Genomic DNA, 17,941 nt, shown 5'->3' on the forward strand with positions numbered 1-17,941 from the left:
AAAATCAACGCATTAAACAAAATCTAATAATAAAAAAAGCAATAAAAGCAGGCCTTAACGCAAATAAAAAAGTGCCATTTAAGACTAATCCCAACAAAATAGATAAAAAAACAGTAGAAAAACCCAATAAAAACTCAACCCACAAAATTTACAACATTAAAATTATAAAAAAACATAATAAAAAATTAAATAAAGCCAGAGAACAATAAAAATACAGATTTAAAACCCAAAACACAATTTTTTTTAGATTACTGGTGAATTTTTATAGAACCATTTATCAAAAATAAACAGCAAAATCAAATCTAACTTATATTGTTTATAAGTTAGATTTGATGTTTAAATTGGCTCTAAAGTTAAAAAATTGATTTTTAAGAAAAGGAAATGGATAGCTATAGAAGCTACGAGAATAAAAATGATAATCTCAATATTATTTTTCTATATAACGATAAAATGATTACTCTGGCAAGTACAGTCGCTTAGCCCATATAACAAACCATGCATTTAACTAATATTATCCCTTACTCAAATACCAATAGCTAAAGGTGCCACTAGCAAAACACAATTTAGGAACTGAGAGCCTATTATTTGGCTTTGAGATGATAGTTTAATCAAATTTCTTTTCTCATGGTTAGGCAACAATAAAATAGCCAGAATTTAATGGAGGTATAGAGATCCCCATTAATGCACACTGTATTGACTGAGATTCCTAACCATTGAGTCAGTCGCTAGGAATACTACACCTTAACAAAATTGCTGAAATTTGAAGTATGACGAGCATATACTAAAATCAAACACTATGATTAGGGCTGTTTCTGTATTTTTTGCTACCTAATATATAACCGAAATAAATAACCATAAATCCAACGACAACACTCAATATTAAATATACGACGCCAGTCCATACATATTGAGGATATTTTATTATCTCTACTGCACCGTACACAAAACTAGAAAATGTAGACAGCCCTCCCATCACGCCTGTGGCAAAAAAAGCATTCATTGATTGACCAATGCGTTTACTGGTGAGTAGCCCTGCAACAATACCCAATAAAAACGAAGCACTAATATTGGCGATAAAGATATCTAAAGGGAACTGGTCTGCCATTTTCGGTACAGAAATCATTAATAGCTCGCGAAAAATTGCGCCAATAGCACCACCGATAAAAACTAAGATTGCAATATTCATATTCTTATCCTTTAGTTAATCAACCATGCGCCAAAAAACGCAGCAATCAGACCCGCAATAATTGACAGTAATAAATAAAGCAACGCTAACATTTTTTGTTTAGTTTGTGTCAGCTTTAACGCATCAAGCTGCATACTACTAAATGTTGTATAACCGCCTAATAGGCCAGTTAATATGGCTGATTGTAAGAATGAGCCATAACGGTCATCCCAATCTAACAAAAAATAACTGCTTAAAAAACCGATTATAAAAGCACCTGACACATTAATAATGAAGGTCGATAAAGGAAACTTACCGTGGTATTTTTCACCGACTAAACGCCCAATCCACCAGCGTAATAATGAACCGATTCCACCACCAGCACCGACTAACGCTATATCAAAAGCAACCATATTGAGTGCCCCAATTTATTTAATTTAAAATATCATTGTCATACTTCAAGTAGAGGATATTTCCCAAACTGACGTACATACCTTTTCTAATAACATTTTATTATGACTAAAAATAATCATTGCTAATGGCCTTTCTTGTGATAATTCAATCAGAAATTGCCAAATATCTTTTTGCAAATGCGCATCAAGCTGCGCGGTTATTTCATCGGCGATTAATACTTTAGTGCGGGGATCAAGTGCTCTTAATAGCGCAATACGTGCAAGTTCTCCGCCCGAAAGCTCACTCGGGCGTCTTTCTAACCATTCTGCTTTAATTGACAAACGTTCAAGATATTCCGCGACTGGTTCCCATGCATCATTGACACTCGAGCCAACCGTTCGGTATGGATTAAAACTTTTCTCTGGATGTTGAGGTACCAACTGTATTGGACAATAACCTGTTGCCGGTAATGGCTTACCTTCAAATAAAATTGAACCATTAGAGGGCGCTTGCCATTGCGCTAATACTCGACCTAACGTGGTTTTACCAAAACCACTTGGTGCAGAAAATCCTAAGCGCTCATTATTATGTAAGCAAAAAGAAAGGTCGCTCCATAGTGTATTCCCTCCCTGAGTGATACGTATATTTTTTACTTCTAACATCCCCCCTCCTCCTTACACTCAAAAATAATCATTATTAGCTAAATAAGATCCAACCCGCTGCAATCGACATACAGATTAATGCAATAATACCGCCTGACTTTGTAAACTCTAAAAATGAAATTTTAATACCATGTTGGGCTGATTGATCGACAGAAATAATGCCTGCAAGGCTACCAAAAACAAAAATGTTACTTGAAAAACAGGCTCCAAAAATGAGTGCTGCACCGAGTGGGTCGGCATTACCATCTGGGGAGACGAATTGAATTAACAGCATCACAGTCGGTGTTGTACCAATAAAGATACTCATAATACTTGAGACCAAAAATAGCGTAATAGGGCTACTCAGGTCGATGCCTTTATTTAATAAATAATGCAAAATATCCTGCGGGACGCCGGTCTTAGCAAATGCGGCATTAATAATGAACAGCCCCATTATTAGCAGCAACAAGTCACCATTGACATGTTTTAGCATATCACTAGAGGCGATTTTCCTATTTAATAATAAAAAACAAGCCGCGGAGAGTGCAACTAACTCTCTAGGTAAGTCTGTAAACAAAAACGCAATAATCACAATGGCAATTACAATGGCTGCTTTGCCCGTTTCCCATTGATTAAATGGGATCACCGTATGTGTTTTAGGAGGTAACGCAGCTTTTTGGCTTTCAGGTAAATACCAATTTTTATGATAAAGTAAGCTAATGACACACCAAACGACAGGTAAAGAAAGCAATACAGGAATAGCGGTAATATGTAGCACTCCGATAAATGAAAGGTCTAAGCCTTGGGCGACTATCATATTTTTAGGACTACCAATCAATGAACCTGCCGCCCCATTGTTTGCTGCGAAACAAAAACCCAATAAAAATGGAATTGGGTTCAGTCCTCTTGCTAATGTGATTGAAATTAATAATGGCGTCATTGCCACAACCACCACATCATTAGTCAGTATCGACGCTAGCACAGCACCAACAATAATAAAGACAAGTAACAACTTTGGTGGACTAATTTTGAGGATAGCCATTTCATTCGCGACTTTATGATAAAAGCCAGAAACGGTGAATGAAGCCGATACCACCATCAACCCAAATAGTAATCCAACGGCTTGATAATCAATCGCATCCCAAGAAGCTCGCGGAGTAATAAAACCAAAACCAATCATTGCCAAGGCGCCTGCAACAGCCGCCCCCGTACGGTCAATTTTTATTCCTGGAAACGTGCCAAAAGCCATCGCGATATAAACAAGCACGAAAATAATAATAATTGAATCCATATTTAGCTCACCATTTTTATTCTTGTATTATTTCATTTGAACTAAACTAAAATAAAATAATGAGCTGTCGTCACTTCACAGCTCATAGTCATCTCTCTACTCATCTTCTAAGTATCTAGAATATTGTTCGAGAAAATAATACTTTCAATTATTTGGCTATTAATATTCTCACCAAAAATCATTTTAATTAATACTTCACTGCCTAATGACGACAAAGAGATCAACAGATCCGCGTGCAGTAATTTCAGATTTTCGTAGTTATTATCATCATTGACGACCATAACACTTTTAATATTGGCACCAACGATCTCTTTAGCCGCCAGCATGGCAATCGTGTTTTCGGCATCTAAATCTCCAAGTATAAACAATGCCTTAGCATCAGCTAAATTCACTTGGTTTAAACTTTTTTTATTGATTTGTGATGTCGTGATCACTGGAGCATTATCTGGATAATTGTTTTTGTGTTCTTCTTTACACAGCACCATGACATCTAAATCACGCTTTTTTAATCCATGGTAGGTGTTTAACGCTAAAGGGCTAGCACCGATAATGACATAATGATCTTTCATACGGAATAATCTCTTTTTGACAATCTCTTGTGTGCTCTTTGCAAACACGCCTAAAAAATAAACAATAGAAGTGGTAAAAATTGTAATACCTAATATCACAATAGAAATGGTAAATAATCTTGCCTCTACACTAATAGGAACAATATCCCCGAATCCTACCGTTGTCATACAAACCAGTGCAAAATAAAATGCAGAGGAGATATCGGTTATATGAGGTTGGAATTGGTCACCAAGATACAATGACCCAAATACTGAATATCCCAGTAAAGCAATCAAACTGACAAATGCAACAAAGCCAGCACCTGATAAGCTATGACGGTGAAATATTTTCCAATTTGCAATCAATGCAATTAATATCAGCAATGAGAGAGTTCCCGTTAATACATTTTCTCTTGCTAATAGCAAGTTAATGAGAACAAGAACAAACAGCATAAAGCAACTAAATACCCATCCTATTCTGATACCTAAATAAATAGGTAATGCCAAAATAATCAATACAACCCCGATAGCAAACCGAGGGATATCGAGCAGTTTAATAAAACCTAAGGATTGCAACCAATCAACAAAATTATGGTGTTGTGAGGATAAATTAATATTATATGATGATAAAATAGGGAGTATTATCAATAGCCCATCAAGTAAGATCAATAAAGCTAATGTTGTCCTTATTATCGTCATATTTTGAATGTATTTATAAATTGCATTCTTTTTCATATTGATATAACCTAAAATTATATTCTAATTATGACTGCCTATGCTCAGGCATAATATCTTGGTTCGGTACTAAAAATAGCCATGACGCTAATACAAAAGGCATCGTTAATGTCGGTATGCCAAATGGCTCCAAAATAATGTCTAATGCACCTTGAACAAAAACAGTAAAAATAACGCCAACGATGGCATAGGCTAATACTCGATAACTCGGCTTATTAAATGTTGAACCTAAAGCAATTGCCGTTAAAACGGCACTAAATGAATATAATCCAGTATGGATGCTAACAAAATCGCCTTTCAATAATATTGCAACAATAAATGCTAATAACGAACCAACAATGGCAAACACCGCCGCCCATATTGAGCTCACAGCAAGTCCAATAACAAAAATAATACCGACAATCACACTACTCAGTAAAAAGACTTCAGAAACGCCACGGAAAATATCAGCAACAATATCACTATGTGGAATACTACCAATTGGTTCAATAAATTGTTGAGGAAGTGCTGGTGCTGGTAAAGCAACACCTTTTATGCCTAAAAAACTATAACTTGCTAATAAGATAGTCCAAGAAACCAATACAAAAGGCGCAGTTAATGCCGCAACTTTCCAGTTTTTCAAGAAATCCATTAATGATATGGTCGCGATCACCGAAACAATACTACCTAAAACAATCGATAACCAAACAAAGGGAGTATTTTCTAAAAAGGTGGGTAAAGCCACCCCGACTAAACAACCATTATAACCATATAGCCCTGAGCGCAATGAGGCTGTATCCAGCTTGCTAATATAAGCGGTTAGCGTTGATACAACCGTACCAAGTAAACAACCAAAAGCCACTGCGGGCATACTTTCTAAAAATGCCCCGATAAAAATTGCGATAAAAAATAGCAGCCCAGTTAATGGGTTATTTTGAAACATCACTTGAGCACAGCCACGAAGTGTGACATCAATAAACTGTACTGTTATATTTTTATCAGCAAGCTGATTCCAAGCATTTTTATTTATTGTTGAAGTGTTCATCGTAATGTCCCTTCTAGTCCTTGGCATAGGGATAATTAAGATCGTTAATCCACGATCCTAATTATCATTATTTGACGAATTATCTTTGTAACTTAATAAGCTCGTAGGTTTAACGCCATAAAAAAGGCTCTTGTAAAGTTATTCCCAATATTTCTTCACGTGCTATTTGCCAGAAATATCTCACAGCCTCTTTCACTTTTGGACTATCAACACCCAATGCTTTAAAAATTAAACCACAATCATTCGGTAATTGAGTCGCCCCAAATGCAATATTGTTCTCTGTATCATAAATAGCTTCTAGGCGCTCTAAAATACGACTATGGTGAATTTTTGGCGTTAACAAAATAACATTACCGAACGTATCAAACTTATTCATCACCGCAGTAGTCATTAATTGTTCTTTTTTAGGCTCTAAAATATATTTCTCAACAAACAACTCTTTATTTGATGAAGACTCTGCTCTGATATGCGAAGAAAAAATATCAAAACCAAATTGCTCATCTTGGTGATGATATTTACGCCCCGACATCAATATTTCAGAATATATCATTGTCGCACTCGGATGAATATTAATCCGAGTATCAGTAATAAAACGTGAATTACGATGAGGTATAATGGGATCAGGTAAATACTCTAAATAACCATCTTCTTCAACGATAATATTTTGGAATTGTGTTGCATAATTTGCTTCCATCATATGCACTTTCGTTGCAGATTGTGTGGTTACATGAGCACATGCCCCCGTTTCAACAATGATATCTAGCGCTTGGCGGTCACCCTGCAATAGGCACCCTGACGTAGAAATCATGGTGACACAAGGTAACTGTGGCATCATTTCATCCCAATAGAGTGCTTTTTGCACCAAAGATGGAACACGACGTTCCATCTCTACGAGCTCGCTGCGATATTCGCCTTGTGCGAATCTTAGCTTGAGATAACCACTTTTACCCACCGCACCGCTTTGCATTTGTTTAGGCTCATCTTGATAGATGGCAAGTTCAGGTGCATTGTTACCGAGTGTATGTGCTTGAACACGTGATGGTGTATTTGCGATATCTGCCCTGAATTGAGTCATATTTAGCCCCTTGATGATTGATGGGTAAATAAGAATTTATCCATAATCATATCAACCAGTTCAACAACACCTTCCCCAGTTTTACAGTTAGTCATCACATACGGGCGATTACCACGAACCACTTTCGTGTCGTGCTCCATCACTTCAAGGCTCGCGCCAACGTAGGGGGCTAAGTCAATTTTGTTAATCACTAAAATATCAGCCTGTACTAAACCAGGACCATTTTTACGGGGAATTTTTTCGCCTTCAGCCACATCGATAACATAGATATAAAAGTCAGCCAATGCTGGACTAAAGGTCAATGTTAGGTTGTCACCACCACTTTCAATCATGATCACATCGCTATCAGGAAAACGCTCTTCCATATCTTCTACTGCGGCAATGTTCATACTTGGATCTTCACGAACAGCAGTATGTGGACATGCTCCGGTCTCGACACCTAAAATTTTCTCTTCGTCTAAAATTCCTTTTAAAGTACGTTTAACTTGTTTCGCATCTTCAGTGGTCACAATGTCATTAGTGATAATTAACGGTTTAACACCACGCTCAATGAGGATCGGAGTAATTACTTCAATAATTGCTGTTTTTCCTGAACCTACTGGTCCACCGATACCAATCCGAGTCATTTTTTTCATCATTATTCCTCAAAAATTTTTTAGTTAATCATCAGTTCATAAACAAGCGAACAAACGATTTTGTATGTACCGCTGCCAGTACATCAATCACTGGCACATACGAGGCCATTTGTTGAATATCGCCACATGCTGCAATGTCACAAAAAATGTCGATATCTTCATTCAATTCAAACAGAATATGTTGTGTTTCATAATGCGTAATACGCATCAAGCGCATCGCCGCACTCAAAATAGTCATGGCAATACCATATTGATGCATGACCACCACATCTCTTTCTGTTATCCCTTGAACCGCCATTACAATGGCTTGTGTCACTGGCTGAGTTCCTGGCGCTGTGCCATTTTTTATTTGTTCTAGCCACCAAGCAACCTGCTGGTTTTCAAATATATGTACTGATATCTCAGCGAGTTTCTTTCCCATACGGGTAGTCATTATTCTCGCTTCTTCATTTAATTTACGATTGTGTACAGCCCAATCGATATTAATTAATGCCTCATTATCTTGTGCGATAACAGCTCTATGGGCAGCAACTACCGCAATACCATCAGAGCTTGCCGCGACATTGAGTGATGTACGGACAAATGACCTTAGCGTTTCTTTATCGTGCACAACGCCTTTTTGTATTGCCGCCTCTACGCCATTCGAAAAGGTAAATGCACCGATAGGTAGCGCTGAGTCACCAAACTGCATTATCCTAATTAAATCAGATGCCTTCATACCATAATCCTTACCGGCAATGACCATTAATGCTTATGTGTATGGCTATGCCCATGATGGTGATGGTCGTGATCGTGGTCGTGGTCATGATCGTGGTCATGTGAGTGACTATGTGCATGTTCATGGATTTGACCAATTGCAACATGCACATGCGTATCAGTATCTTCTGCGCCACCGAATAATAAACGTGCTTCTGAATGAGTCAGTTTTGGTAAAATAGACTCACCTTTTACAAAGGCAAAGGTATCTGGAGAAAAACCATGGGTACGCATGACCGATTCCATGACTTTTTCACTTACGGTTAATGGCACATAAACTTGATTATCTTTTAAAACTGCTTTCCAGTGCTGGTTTCCTAACGCATGCCCCAGTTCAAAACTGACACGAATTTGCTCTTCAGCGCTGAGCGTTTGCAGACGTTGCAAATTAACCATCATCACGTCACGCAAAGAAATTTGCACAATAACCATCGTATTGGCAGCTTCATCAAATAAAATTACATCGCCATCAGAAAGCAAAACATTACGATCTAATGCTATACCGAGATCTAGGCCTTTTTCTGTATGTTTACGACAACGACTCTTCTGTGCTTCACGTTGGTCAAGTATCAAAACATCTAGCTGCGCTTTTTGACTTTTTTCTTGCCAAACTGGATCCTTTTTTACATTTCCAAGAATTTGTTCAATGATGATCATCGCATTACCTATTACGTTAATTCTGCCTGCTTAAAGCAGGCAGAAAGTAAAACAATCAAATTACGGGACGTGTCGCAGTATTAACCAAAGAAATAACGTTGGTTCATCGCTGCTTCACTAATCGGTTGGCAAGTAGCATGTTCGCCATTTACTTTTACAGCAAAAGTTTCAGGATCAACTTCAATGTTCGGAGTTTCACCATTACGAACTAAATCACGCTTACCAATCGCACGGCAGTTGTTAACCGCAACAACTTGGCGCTCTAAACCTGCTTTTTCTTTAACACCATCATCTAATGCCGCTTGGGAAACAAATGTGACACATGTGTCATTAACTGTTTTACCCATAGCACCGAACATTGGACGATAGAATACTGGCTGTGGTGTCGGCAGTGATGCATTTGGATCCCCCATTGCCGCCCAGTTAATCAGGCCACCTTTAATAACCAGTTTTGGTTTAGCACCAAACATTTTTGGATCCCACAACACCAAGTCAGCCATTTTGCCAACCTCGATTGAACCTAAGATGTGACTCACACCCTGAGCAATCGCTGGGTTAATGGTGATTTTTGCAACGTAACGTAGAACGCGGAAGTTATCATTACCCGGTGCATCTTCAGGCAGTTTGCCACGTGAAGCTTTCATGGCATTAGCAGTTTGAATGATTCTTAACCAGTTCTCACCAACACGACCCATCGCTTGTGAGTCACTCGAGAACATCGAAATTGCTCCCATATCATGCAATACGTTTTCCGCTGCGATAGTTTCAGGACGAACACGGCTTTCAGCAAAAGAAACGTCTGATGGAATATTGGGGTTTAAGTTGTGGCAAACCATGATCATATCAAACAATTCTGATTGGCTATTAACACCAAAAGGAAGTGTTGGGTTAGTTGAACTTGGCAACACATTGGGCTGGCTAACAACTTTAATAATATCTGGTGCGTGACCGCCACCCGCCCCCTCAGTGTGATAGGTGTGGATAGTACGGCCTTCGAAAGCTTCGATCGTATCTTCTACATAACCACCTTCGTTCAGGCTGTCTGTATGCACAGAAATTTGCACATCAAACTCATCCGCGATACGCAGTGCGTGACGGATTGCGTTACCTGTTGCGCCCCAGTCTTCATGTACTTTTAAACCTGCTGCACCAGCAACCAATTGCTCTATTAATGGTTCGCGCGTATATGAGTTACCTTTACCCAAAATACCGACGTTGATTGGTAAGCCTTCAATGGCACGCAACATCGCACGCATGTTCCATGGACCCGCAGTTACTGTGGTACCGTTAGTGCCATCAGTGGGTCCAATGCCCCCACCAAAGAAAGTCGTCACACCATTTGATAACGCCGCATAAGCCTGCTGAGGTGAAATTAAATGAATATGGGTATCGATACCTGCGGCAGTTAAAATTAAGTGTTCACCTGAGATAGCATCCGTTGCGACACCCACGACCATTCCAGGGGTAATATTGTCTTGAACATTTGGGTTACCACTTTTACCAACCCCAACAATTTTACCGTTTTTAATCCCTACATCAGCTTTGATCACACCTAAACGTGCATCCACAATCGTGACGTTGGTAATAACGAGATCAAGAACGCCGTTATCACTGGTAAAGGTATTATTTGCCCCCATACCATCACGTAAAGATTTACCTCCACCATAGACAGACTCTTCGCCATATCCACGCAAATCTTTCTCGATTTCAATATACAGATCTGTATCACCTAAACGAATTTTATCGCCGACTGTTGGGCCAAATAGGCCGCTATATTCTTGTCTAGAAATTTGTGGCATTTTATTTACCTTTAAAGTTAATAAGGTACATAGTTATTTATCGTTATCGATAAACAACACAATTACTGTTCTTTATGTTTGTAACCGCGAGCGATCGCTTCATTTAATGCAATCGCTTTTGCTGGACGTTCTGTTGTTGCGACGTTATTACCTGCCCAACCATCAACGAGGTTATTAAATCCATAAACAGTTTGTTTTCCACCGAAAGGGATAAGTGATACTTCAATTTCATCGCCTGGCTCAAAACGTATTGCAGTCGTAGAAGCAATATTTAAACGCTTACCATAAGCCGCAGAACGATCAAATTCTAATGCGTGGTTAACTTCAAAAAAATGAAAGTGAGAACCTATTTGTATCGGGCGGTCACCTGTATTTCGCACTTTTATTTTAGTTTCAGGTTTGCCTACATTAAATTCAATTGGGGTATCCGCTAAAATAACCCCACCTAAAGGTGTAGGTGCTTTTGTATCTGTTTTCGCGTTGCTCATATGTTCACCTCGTCATTAGCTTATTTTATCGGATTATGAACAGTCACCAGACGTGTGCCATCAGTAAAAATAGCTTCAACCTGTACGTTTGGAATTAAATCCCACACACCATCCATAACATCTTTTTTAGTTAAGACAGATGCGGCTTCTTTCATCACATCTTCAACGGTTTTACCATCGCGTGCACCTTCTAAAGCCGTAACCGTAATAATGGCAACCGCTTCTGGATAATTTAATTTCACACCACGATCACGACGTTTTTGTGCAACGTCTGCGAGTGTATAAACCATCAATTTTTCAATTTCCCTTGGGGTTAATTGCATAACGCCTCCTCGATTGATAAAAGTTTGTATTTATCAATACAGATAAATATTTATTAAACGCGTTAAATAGCCATACTAAAAATAATTCGAGATGTAGGTTAGCGACAATCGAAAATAGGCGTGGACATAGATAAACGATATAGTCCGGCTCGCTGAGCGTAGTCACTCCCACTGAAACTTAAAGCATGACAAATATAAACAATCCGTTGCGATATGACTCCTTGTAAAAACAAATAACAAGTTCGCTGTATTTAAAAAACATTCATATTAAAAGCATCTTATTTTATTAAAAAGACAATCATTAAATGATTAGTCAAAATAAGTTTGTTAATATTATTAATGATTTTAGATTAAAAAATTTGGCATCCTATTTAATTAAGCGCAAAATAGTTATTGTTTAAACTTCATAAATTGATGCTCAGGTAAAGAGTTCCATAACGATTGAAGCCATTTACCCCCTCCGCCATTTTGTAATTTTTCACTCGTTAATACTTCTTCCAGTGACCCATTGCGTAAAAGTGCAATACGATCAGCGAAACGAACAGCCATCGCAAGATCGTGCGTTACCCACAAAATACCTTTCCCATCTCTACACAATGACTTGATATGTTCCAATAGTTGGATGGCATGTTCATCATCCAGCCAAGAAGAAATCTCATCGGCTAAGATATATTCAGCACGTGATAATGTAGCACTACAGGCTAGAACACGTTTTGCCATTCCACCTGATAATTGACTTGGATAATTATTCACCACACTTGATTGCAAGTTATATTGCTGCAAATGCTGAGCCACATCATGCATTTTGATATGTTGCCCACTGAGCACGGCAGCCCTTTCTAGTTGAGGGCCGATCCGAATTAAAGGATTTAAAGCACTCACCCCTTGTGGTATATAACATAAAGAGTTACCACGATACTGCTGCTTAGTTTTTTCCGTTAGCTTATTACCATTTAACACGATATTGCCATGACAGCGCATATTGTCAGGTAATAGGCCTAAGCCACTTTGTAATAATAGGCTTTTGCCTTCACCACTGCCGCCCACTAGCGCAACCATCTCTCCAGGGCGGACATCCAATGAGATATCGTTCAACAATGGCTGCCAACGTTTCTTTCCTAGCCAACGAAACTGTGCCACATCTACGGTTAAATGATCAAAACTTAACATCATGCTCCCCTTAACCATAAGTTCTGGACAGATTTAGCAAACTGGTCAAATAACAATACCAATCCTACTAATGCAAGCCCCGGAAACATCGCTAACCACCAAGCACCTGTACTTAAATAACGCAGCGCATCCGATAATAAGATCCCTAACGATGGCTCATGTGGTGACAAGCCAAAACCCAGAAAACTCAATGCAGCGCTGTGTAAAATAGCATGTGGAAACATCAATAATGTTCCAACCATCCACTGCGGTAAAATCATTGGCAGATAATCATATCGGCAACGGTATAGCGCACTGTTACCAATGCGACGCGATAACATGATGTAATCTGCTTGCTGCACTCGCAATAACTCAGAACGTAAGATAAGCGTTAATTTTGGCCAGTGAGTTAATGCAACCGCCCAAATAACGCCCGCCTTCCCTCCCCCGAGGGTAAAGCAGATTAAGATCAGCAAAAGCAAATGAGGCAGTGCTAATAATGAATCGATGATACCACGTACGATGTAATCCATTGTTTTGCTAAATGACGATAAACCCGCCATCACGACTGCGATTAAACCACTCGATATCGCTGCCGTCGTACCAATCTGTAAACTAGTCGCTAAACCTTGAAATACCCTATCCCATAAATCACGCCCCAAATTATCAGTACCGAATAAATGAACTAATGACGGTGCTTGACGACGATCTAACAGGTTTACTTCGATATCCGTTTGTGAAAGCCATATGGCATAAATCGCTAACACACATAAACAAACTAAAGAAATAACTAACTTCAGTAAAGCTCGGTTTGGGTTATAGGTCATGATCCTCTAATCACTCCCTGATTAATCTTTTTCAATAACAAATCTGAAAGGCTATTGCTGAAAAAGATCACTACTGCACACAGCATAACAATCCCCATCAGCAATGGAATATCTCCCCGTAGCCCTGCATCAATAGTCGCTTGCCCTAAACCGGGGTACGCAAATACCTTTTCAGCCAATAATGCACCACTGAGTAATTCCCCCACCGAAGCAAACTGTAAACACATCGCTGGTGTAATCGCATGTTTTAAAACATGAAAACTCACCATTGGCCACCCTTTATCACCCTGCGCTTTCGCATAGTGGATAAACTCACTATTCATCACTTCCGCCACTTTAGAACGAGTGTGTAAGGCGATATTTCCCACTCCCAGCAGCCCTAGAGCAATCACTGGTAGCACCAAATGATGGATTTTTTGTGACCATGTCGCTGTTTGTTCATCTAAGCCGATTGGCCACGCACAACAAATTGGTGCCCAATGCAACGAAACTGCAAATAATGACAGTAATAACAATCCTATCCAAAACACAGGGATAGAAGCTAATAAGTAGGATAATGTTGAAATCACCCTATCTGGCCAACGATTCAGGTAACGCCCCGCCACTAATCCTAAGACAAAACCTATAATCCCAGAAAATAACCACGCTGATATCAATAATGCTAATGAAGGCGCTAATCTATCAGCTATGACTTGTGATACTGGCGTGTTATAGAGCATAGAATAGCCCATATCACCTTGTAATAGCTGCGAAAACCAACGCCAGAACTGCATCCATAATGGCTGGTCAAGTCCCCAACGAGCAGCAATCAGTGGATACTGCTCAGGGGGAACATGCATTAAATCATTACCAATATAAGCTTTTATCGGATCAATAGGTGAATAGCTTAAGAGGATAAAAACCCCTATCGCTGTCACCAATAACAAACAAATAAATCGCAGTAAAAGCCCTACTGTTGTGCGCATTATTTACAGGTCCAAGCCCAATCATCAACGTTATTCAATACAGACCAAGAACCATGAATTTCAGGTGCACCTTTACCTAATTCAACACAGTTATCTAATAAATAGATATGTTGAATATTCATCAACCATGCCCAAGCCGCATCCCCTTGGATACCCGTTCCTGTTTGACCATTCCAGTCCACTTGCTGCCATAATGGAATCGCTGCGGTTTGGTCTGGTTGACGCAATGCCTCTTCAATAACTTCATCGATGGCTGGATTTTTATAATACCCAGGGTTATAGAAGCCAACACCAGCAGCCTTACTGCTATAGTTATGCACAAGTTCCATTGGATCAAGGCTACCCCAACCAAATAATGTTGGGTTGGCATGCATGTAGCGTTCAACGGTTTCCCAACTTCCTGATTTCAGATCCATCTCAATACCGATAGGTTTCAAACTTGCTCTGACCGCTTGAGCTAAATCACGACGAGTCGTATCACCGCTGGCATACCATAGGGTCAGCTTGGCAACTTTACCGTCTTTTTCTCTCAGACCATCTTTATTTAATTTCCAGCCCGCCTCTTCTAAAATAGCTTTCGCTTTTTCTACATCACCATCTTTAAACGATGATTTAGGGTTATTCCAAGGTAGCCCTTCAACCCCTGTATAAGCAGGGATAGCAAATCCTTCGAGTACTGTTTCAGCCAATAATTTACGGTCGATCACATAGTTAATCGCTTTTCGCACTGCTACATCGGAGGTGATATCGTTACCAATTGGATTACCTTGCGCATCTTTTTCACCTGCGGGAGGAATAGGGAAAGAGATCCCTCGATTCTCTACACTATGGCGTTCAACCAATTTCATATCTTTGACATTTTTAGCATTAGCTGCGATAGCAGCAGGAATACGCACGATATCAAGTTGACGACTCTGTGCCGCCGCAAAAGCGGAGTCCTCATCAAGGAATACGAAAACCATCTTATTAAAATCGTTTTTTGGCCCCGCATAGTATGGATTTTGTTCAACAATCAATTGCTGTCCAGGTTGAAACTCCACCAAACGATATGGACCCGCACCAATCGGATTATGTGCATATTTTTTAGCATCGTACTTATCAGCAGAAACAATACCTAATGAACCTAATACGTTAATAAAGGTACTTTGAGGCGATGATAATGTAATCTTAACGGTTAACGGATCAATCGCTTCAGCCTTAGCAAAATTCCCCATATCCACTTTACCGCCACTTGCAGCGGCATTGTTATAAGTGAAAACCACATCTTTTGCCGCTAATGGCGAACCATCAGAAAATTTTAAATCTTTCTTTAATTTTAGCGTCCAAATTTTACCATCATCAGAATGTTCATATTTATCAAGCATATAACTATGCCATGATAAATCTGCATTCTGTTTTAACAGCGGGCTATGAAGAAGCATATAGCTGCCATGGCTCCACCCTAACATAGGGTCAAAACCTTCTGTTGGCTCAGAACCAATCGCCAGACGTAAAGTATGTTGATCTTGTGGGATAGAATCGGCTAAAGCCCCCATAGATAGCCCCATTAAGCATGCAGCTTGAATCGCTATTGCTAATTTCTTTTTCATCTTATCCTCTTCATATTTTGTTCATTTTTATAATATTGTTATTTAAAAATAGGTTTAATCAGAAACTAAGCCACCTAAGTGGCTTAGTGACTAAACACTAGTTGGATTTTTCTCTATAAGCATCTTCATCAAATTCAGTGATATCTAAATCATCACCTACAGTCTGTTGATTCACTTTGACTGGGGTAAATTTATTGATGACCCATAGAATTAACAATGTAAATACGAACGACCATAAACTCGTAAAGACAACAGCAACAAGTTGCTTAACAATTTGCATGCCATTTCCTTCAAGTAAACCAGCAGGTCCTTTAGGGTTCCAAACGGTTGAAGCAAATACCCCGACCAAAATAGAACCCGTGATCCCACCTACACCATGCACACCAAAAACATCAAGTGCATCGTCTAAATGACGTCTCACTAAGAAAACAAAGAAATAACAAACAAGGCTAGCAATAATACCAATGATTGCCGCTGAGCTGATTGACACATAACCTGAAGCCGGAGTGATCGTTGCTAAACCGGCCACGGCTCCCGTTAAGAAACCAACTAGTTTTGGCTTACCAGTATGCAGACGCTCGATGATAAACCAAGTGACTGCTGCGAAAGCCGCCGCAATATCAGTAGTTAAAAATGCAGAAACCGTTACTGTATTCACTTGCAGCTCAGAACCAGCGTTAAAGCCATACCAACCGAACCACAGTAAAGCAGCACCTAATGCAATATAAGGAATATTATGTGTTCCGTCTGATGGCACCATTCGTTTGCCAACATACAGCGCTGATGCTATAGCAGCAAAACCTGCTGTTGCATGAACAACAATCCCACCCGCAAAGTCAACAACACCCCACTTAGCAAAAAGCCCCTCTGGGCTCCACACCATGTGAACAAATGGACAGTAAACAAATAACGTCCATAAGGTCAAAAAGATTAGGTAAGCAGGGAAGTTAACCCTATTTGCGAAAGCGCCTGTAATTAATGCAGGTGTAATAATGGCAAACATCATCTGATAGCTGAAATGCACCAGTATGGGTAGCCCGCCATCATTTCCTGTATACATCGTTTGAGGACTAATGTTATTTAAAAACGCATAATAAAACGGATCGCCAATGATGCCATTAATCGATGGGCCAAAAGATAATGAATAACCGACAACAAACCAAATAATAGCCACCCATCCCATAGAGAAGAAACTTTGGGACATTATGGTAATAACACTTTTACGAGAAACTAGGCCACCATAAAAAAAAGCCAGTCCTGGAGTCATTAACATAACTAAACTTGTACATAGCAACATAAAGGCTGTATTTGGAACATCCAAAACCGACAATATATTTTCCATAAACATTATCTCATCTGATAGTCATATAAACCTATAAACACTTATTCTTATTAATGTTATAAATAAGCCCATTCTTACAATATTAAATTACTTATATAATAGAATAAGCATAACGATTATCAACATTATTATTAATAAAATATAAATTATTAACATATTCAACTTAAGTGATAATCCAAAATCAACAATCACTATAAACCCTAAATTATATATTTTGAATATACCCACATAAGGCTAGAGAACAATTACATTAATTAAATTAATGACTCGTATTCACTAGATACAAAAAAGACCAATAAAGAACATCCAATTAAGATAATTAATAAACGAATACATCATAATATTGATATTAACCAAATGAAAAATAATTAAAAACGAAAACAATTAAAACTTACTCAGCTTCATAAATGAATGATAAATTTACCCCTATAGAATTTCTAATTTTAAAATAGAACGATTCATTCATAAGCATTGTCATATATAAACCAACAACGACAATTATGTTTATACATTTAACACACCACGTATTTAAGTTTTAA

Annotated in this window: 18 protein-coding genes; all 18 read right to left on the reverse strand. The window is 38.7% G+C overall.

Features of this window, described 5'->3' with window-relative positions:
* Positions 1-787 precede the first annotated feature (787 nt).
* The gene (locus G3341_RS16125) at positions 788-1,186 is read right to left on the reverse strand and encodes a CrcB family protein (RefSeq protein ID WP_154622753.1); all 399 of its coding nucleotides are present in this window, start codon (positions 1,184-1,186) and stop codon (positions 788-790) included.
* Between the two features lie 11 nt (positions 1,187-1,197).
* Entirely contained in the window at positions 1,198-1,578 is a 381-nt protein-coding gene (gene crcB, locus G3341_RS16130; RefSeq protein ID WP_154622752.1) for a fluoride efflux transporter CrcB, read from the reverse strand.
* Positions 1,579-1,623: 45 nt separating this feature from the next.
* Complete coding sequence (locus G3341_RS16135; protein ID WP_163862927.1) at positions 1,624-2,220, reverse strand: ATP-binding cassette domain-containing protein; 597 nt, start codon at positions 2,218-2,220, stop codon at positions 1,624-1,626.
* A 34-nt stretch (positions 2,221-2,254) separates the two neighbouring features.
* Entirely contained in the window at positions 2,255-3,490 is a 1,236-nt protein-coding gene (locus G3341_RS16140) for an SLC13 family permease (RefSeq protein WP_163862929.1), read from the reverse strand.
* A gap of 107 nt (positions 3,491-3,597) precedes the next feature.
* Positions 3,598-4,773 carry an ion channel gene (locus G3341_RS16145; protein WP_163862931.1) on the reverse strand — a complete coding sequence of 392 codons (1,176 nt, stop codon included), beginning with the start codon at positions 4,771-4,773 and terminating at the stop codon, positions 3,598-3,600.
* A 28-nt stretch (positions 4,774-4,801) separates the two neighbouring features.
* Positions 4,802-5,797, reverse strand: coding sequence for an urea transporter (yut, locus tag G3341_RS16150; protein ID WP_163862933.1), 996 nt, complete (start codon positions 5,795-5,797; stop codon positions 4,802-4,804).
* Between the two features lie 109 nt (positions 5,798-5,906).
* Entirely contained in the window at positions 5,907-6,872 is a 966-nt protein-coding gene (locus G3341_RS16155; protein WP_163862935.1) for an urease accessory protein UreD, read from the reverse strand.
* A 2-nt stretch (positions 6,873-6,874) separates the two neighbouring features.
* Positions 6,875-7,507: an urease accessory protein UreG gene (ureG, locus tag G3341_RS16160; RefSeq protein WP_053110480.1), complete on the reverse strand. Its 633-nt coding sequence runs from the start codon at positions 7,505-7,507 to the stop codon at positions 6,875-6,877.
* A gap of 31 nt (positions 7,508-7,538) precedes the next feature.
* Complete coding sequence (locus G3341_RS16165) at positions 7,539-8,225, reverse strand: urease accessory protein UreF (protein ID WP_163862939.1); 687 nt, start codon at positions 8,223-8,225, stop codon at positions 7,539-7,541.
* Between the two features lie 26 nt (positions 8,226-8,251).
* Positions 8,252-8,920, reverse strand: a complete 669-nt coding sequence (ureE, locus tag G3341_RS16170; RefSeq protein ID WP_163862941.1) for an urease accessory protein UreE — start codon at positions 8,918-8,920, stop codon at positions 8,252-8,254.
* A gap of 80 nt (positions 8,921-9,000) precedes the next feature.
* Positions 9,001-10,719, reverse strand: a complete 1,719-nt coding sequence (locus G3341_RS16175; RefSeq protein WP_053110486.1) for an urease subunit alpha — start codon at positions 10,717-10,719, stop codon at positions 9,001-9,003.
* Between the two features lie 62 nt (positions 10,720-10,781).
* The gene (gene ureB / locus G3341_RS16180) at positions 10,782-11,207 is read right to left on the reverse strand and encodes an urease subunit beta (protein WP_163862943.1); all 426 of its coding nucleotides are present in this window, start codon (positions 11,205-11,207) and stop codon (positions 10,782-10,784) included.
* 20 nt (positions 11,208-11,227) lie between these two features.
* The gene (locus G3341_RS16185; protein WP_163862945.1) at positions 11,228-11,530 is read right to left on the reverse strand and encodes an urease subunit gamma; all 303 of its coding nucleotides are present in this window, start codon (positions 11,528-11,530) and stop codon (positions 11,228-11,230) included.
* A 390-nt stretch (positions 11,531-11,920) separates the two neighbouring features.
* Positions 11,921-12,700 (reverse strand): ATP-binding cassette domain-containing protein, encoded by a 780-nt coding sequence (locus G3341_RS16190; protein ID WP_163862947.1) that lies wholly within the window; start codon positions 12,698-12,700, stop codon positions 11,921-11,923.
* Entirely contained in the window at positions 12,700-13,506 is an 807-nt protein-coding gene (locus G3341_RS16195) for an ABC transporter permease (protein WP_163862949.1), read from the reverse strand. The genes G3341_RS16190 and G3341_RS16195 overlap by 1 nt, the downstream gene beginning before the upstream one ends.
* Complete coding sequence (locus G3341_RS16200; RefSeq protein ID WP_163862951.1) at positions 13,503-14,471, reverse strand: ABC transporter permease; 969 nt, start codon at positions 14,469-14,471, stop codon at positions 13,503-13,505. Before G3341_RS16200 ends, G3341_RS16195 begins: the two co-directional genes overlap by 4 nt.
* Positions 14,471-16,018 (reverse strand): ABC transporter substrate-binding protein, encoded by a 1,548-nt coding sequence (locus G3341_RS16205; RefSeq protein ID WP_231131823.1) that lies wholly within the window; start codon positions 16,016-16,018, stop codon positions 14,471-14,473. Before G3341_RS16205 ends, G3341_RS16200 begins: the two co-directional genes overlap by 1 nt.
* 139 nt (positions 16,019-16,157) lie before the next feature.
* A complete protein-coding gene (locus G3341_RS16210; protein ID WP_163862955.1) occupies positions 16,158-17,402 on the reverse strand; it encodes an ammonium transporter in 1,245 nt (414 codons plus the stop codon).
* Positions 17,403-17,941: the final 539 nt, after the last annotated feature.

Origin of the sequence: Providencia vermicola (assembly GCF_010748935.1) — a bacterium.
GTDB classification, from domain to species: Bacteria; Pseudomonadota; Gammaproteobacteria; order Enterobacterales; family Enterobacteriaceae; genus Providencia; species Providencia zhejiangensis.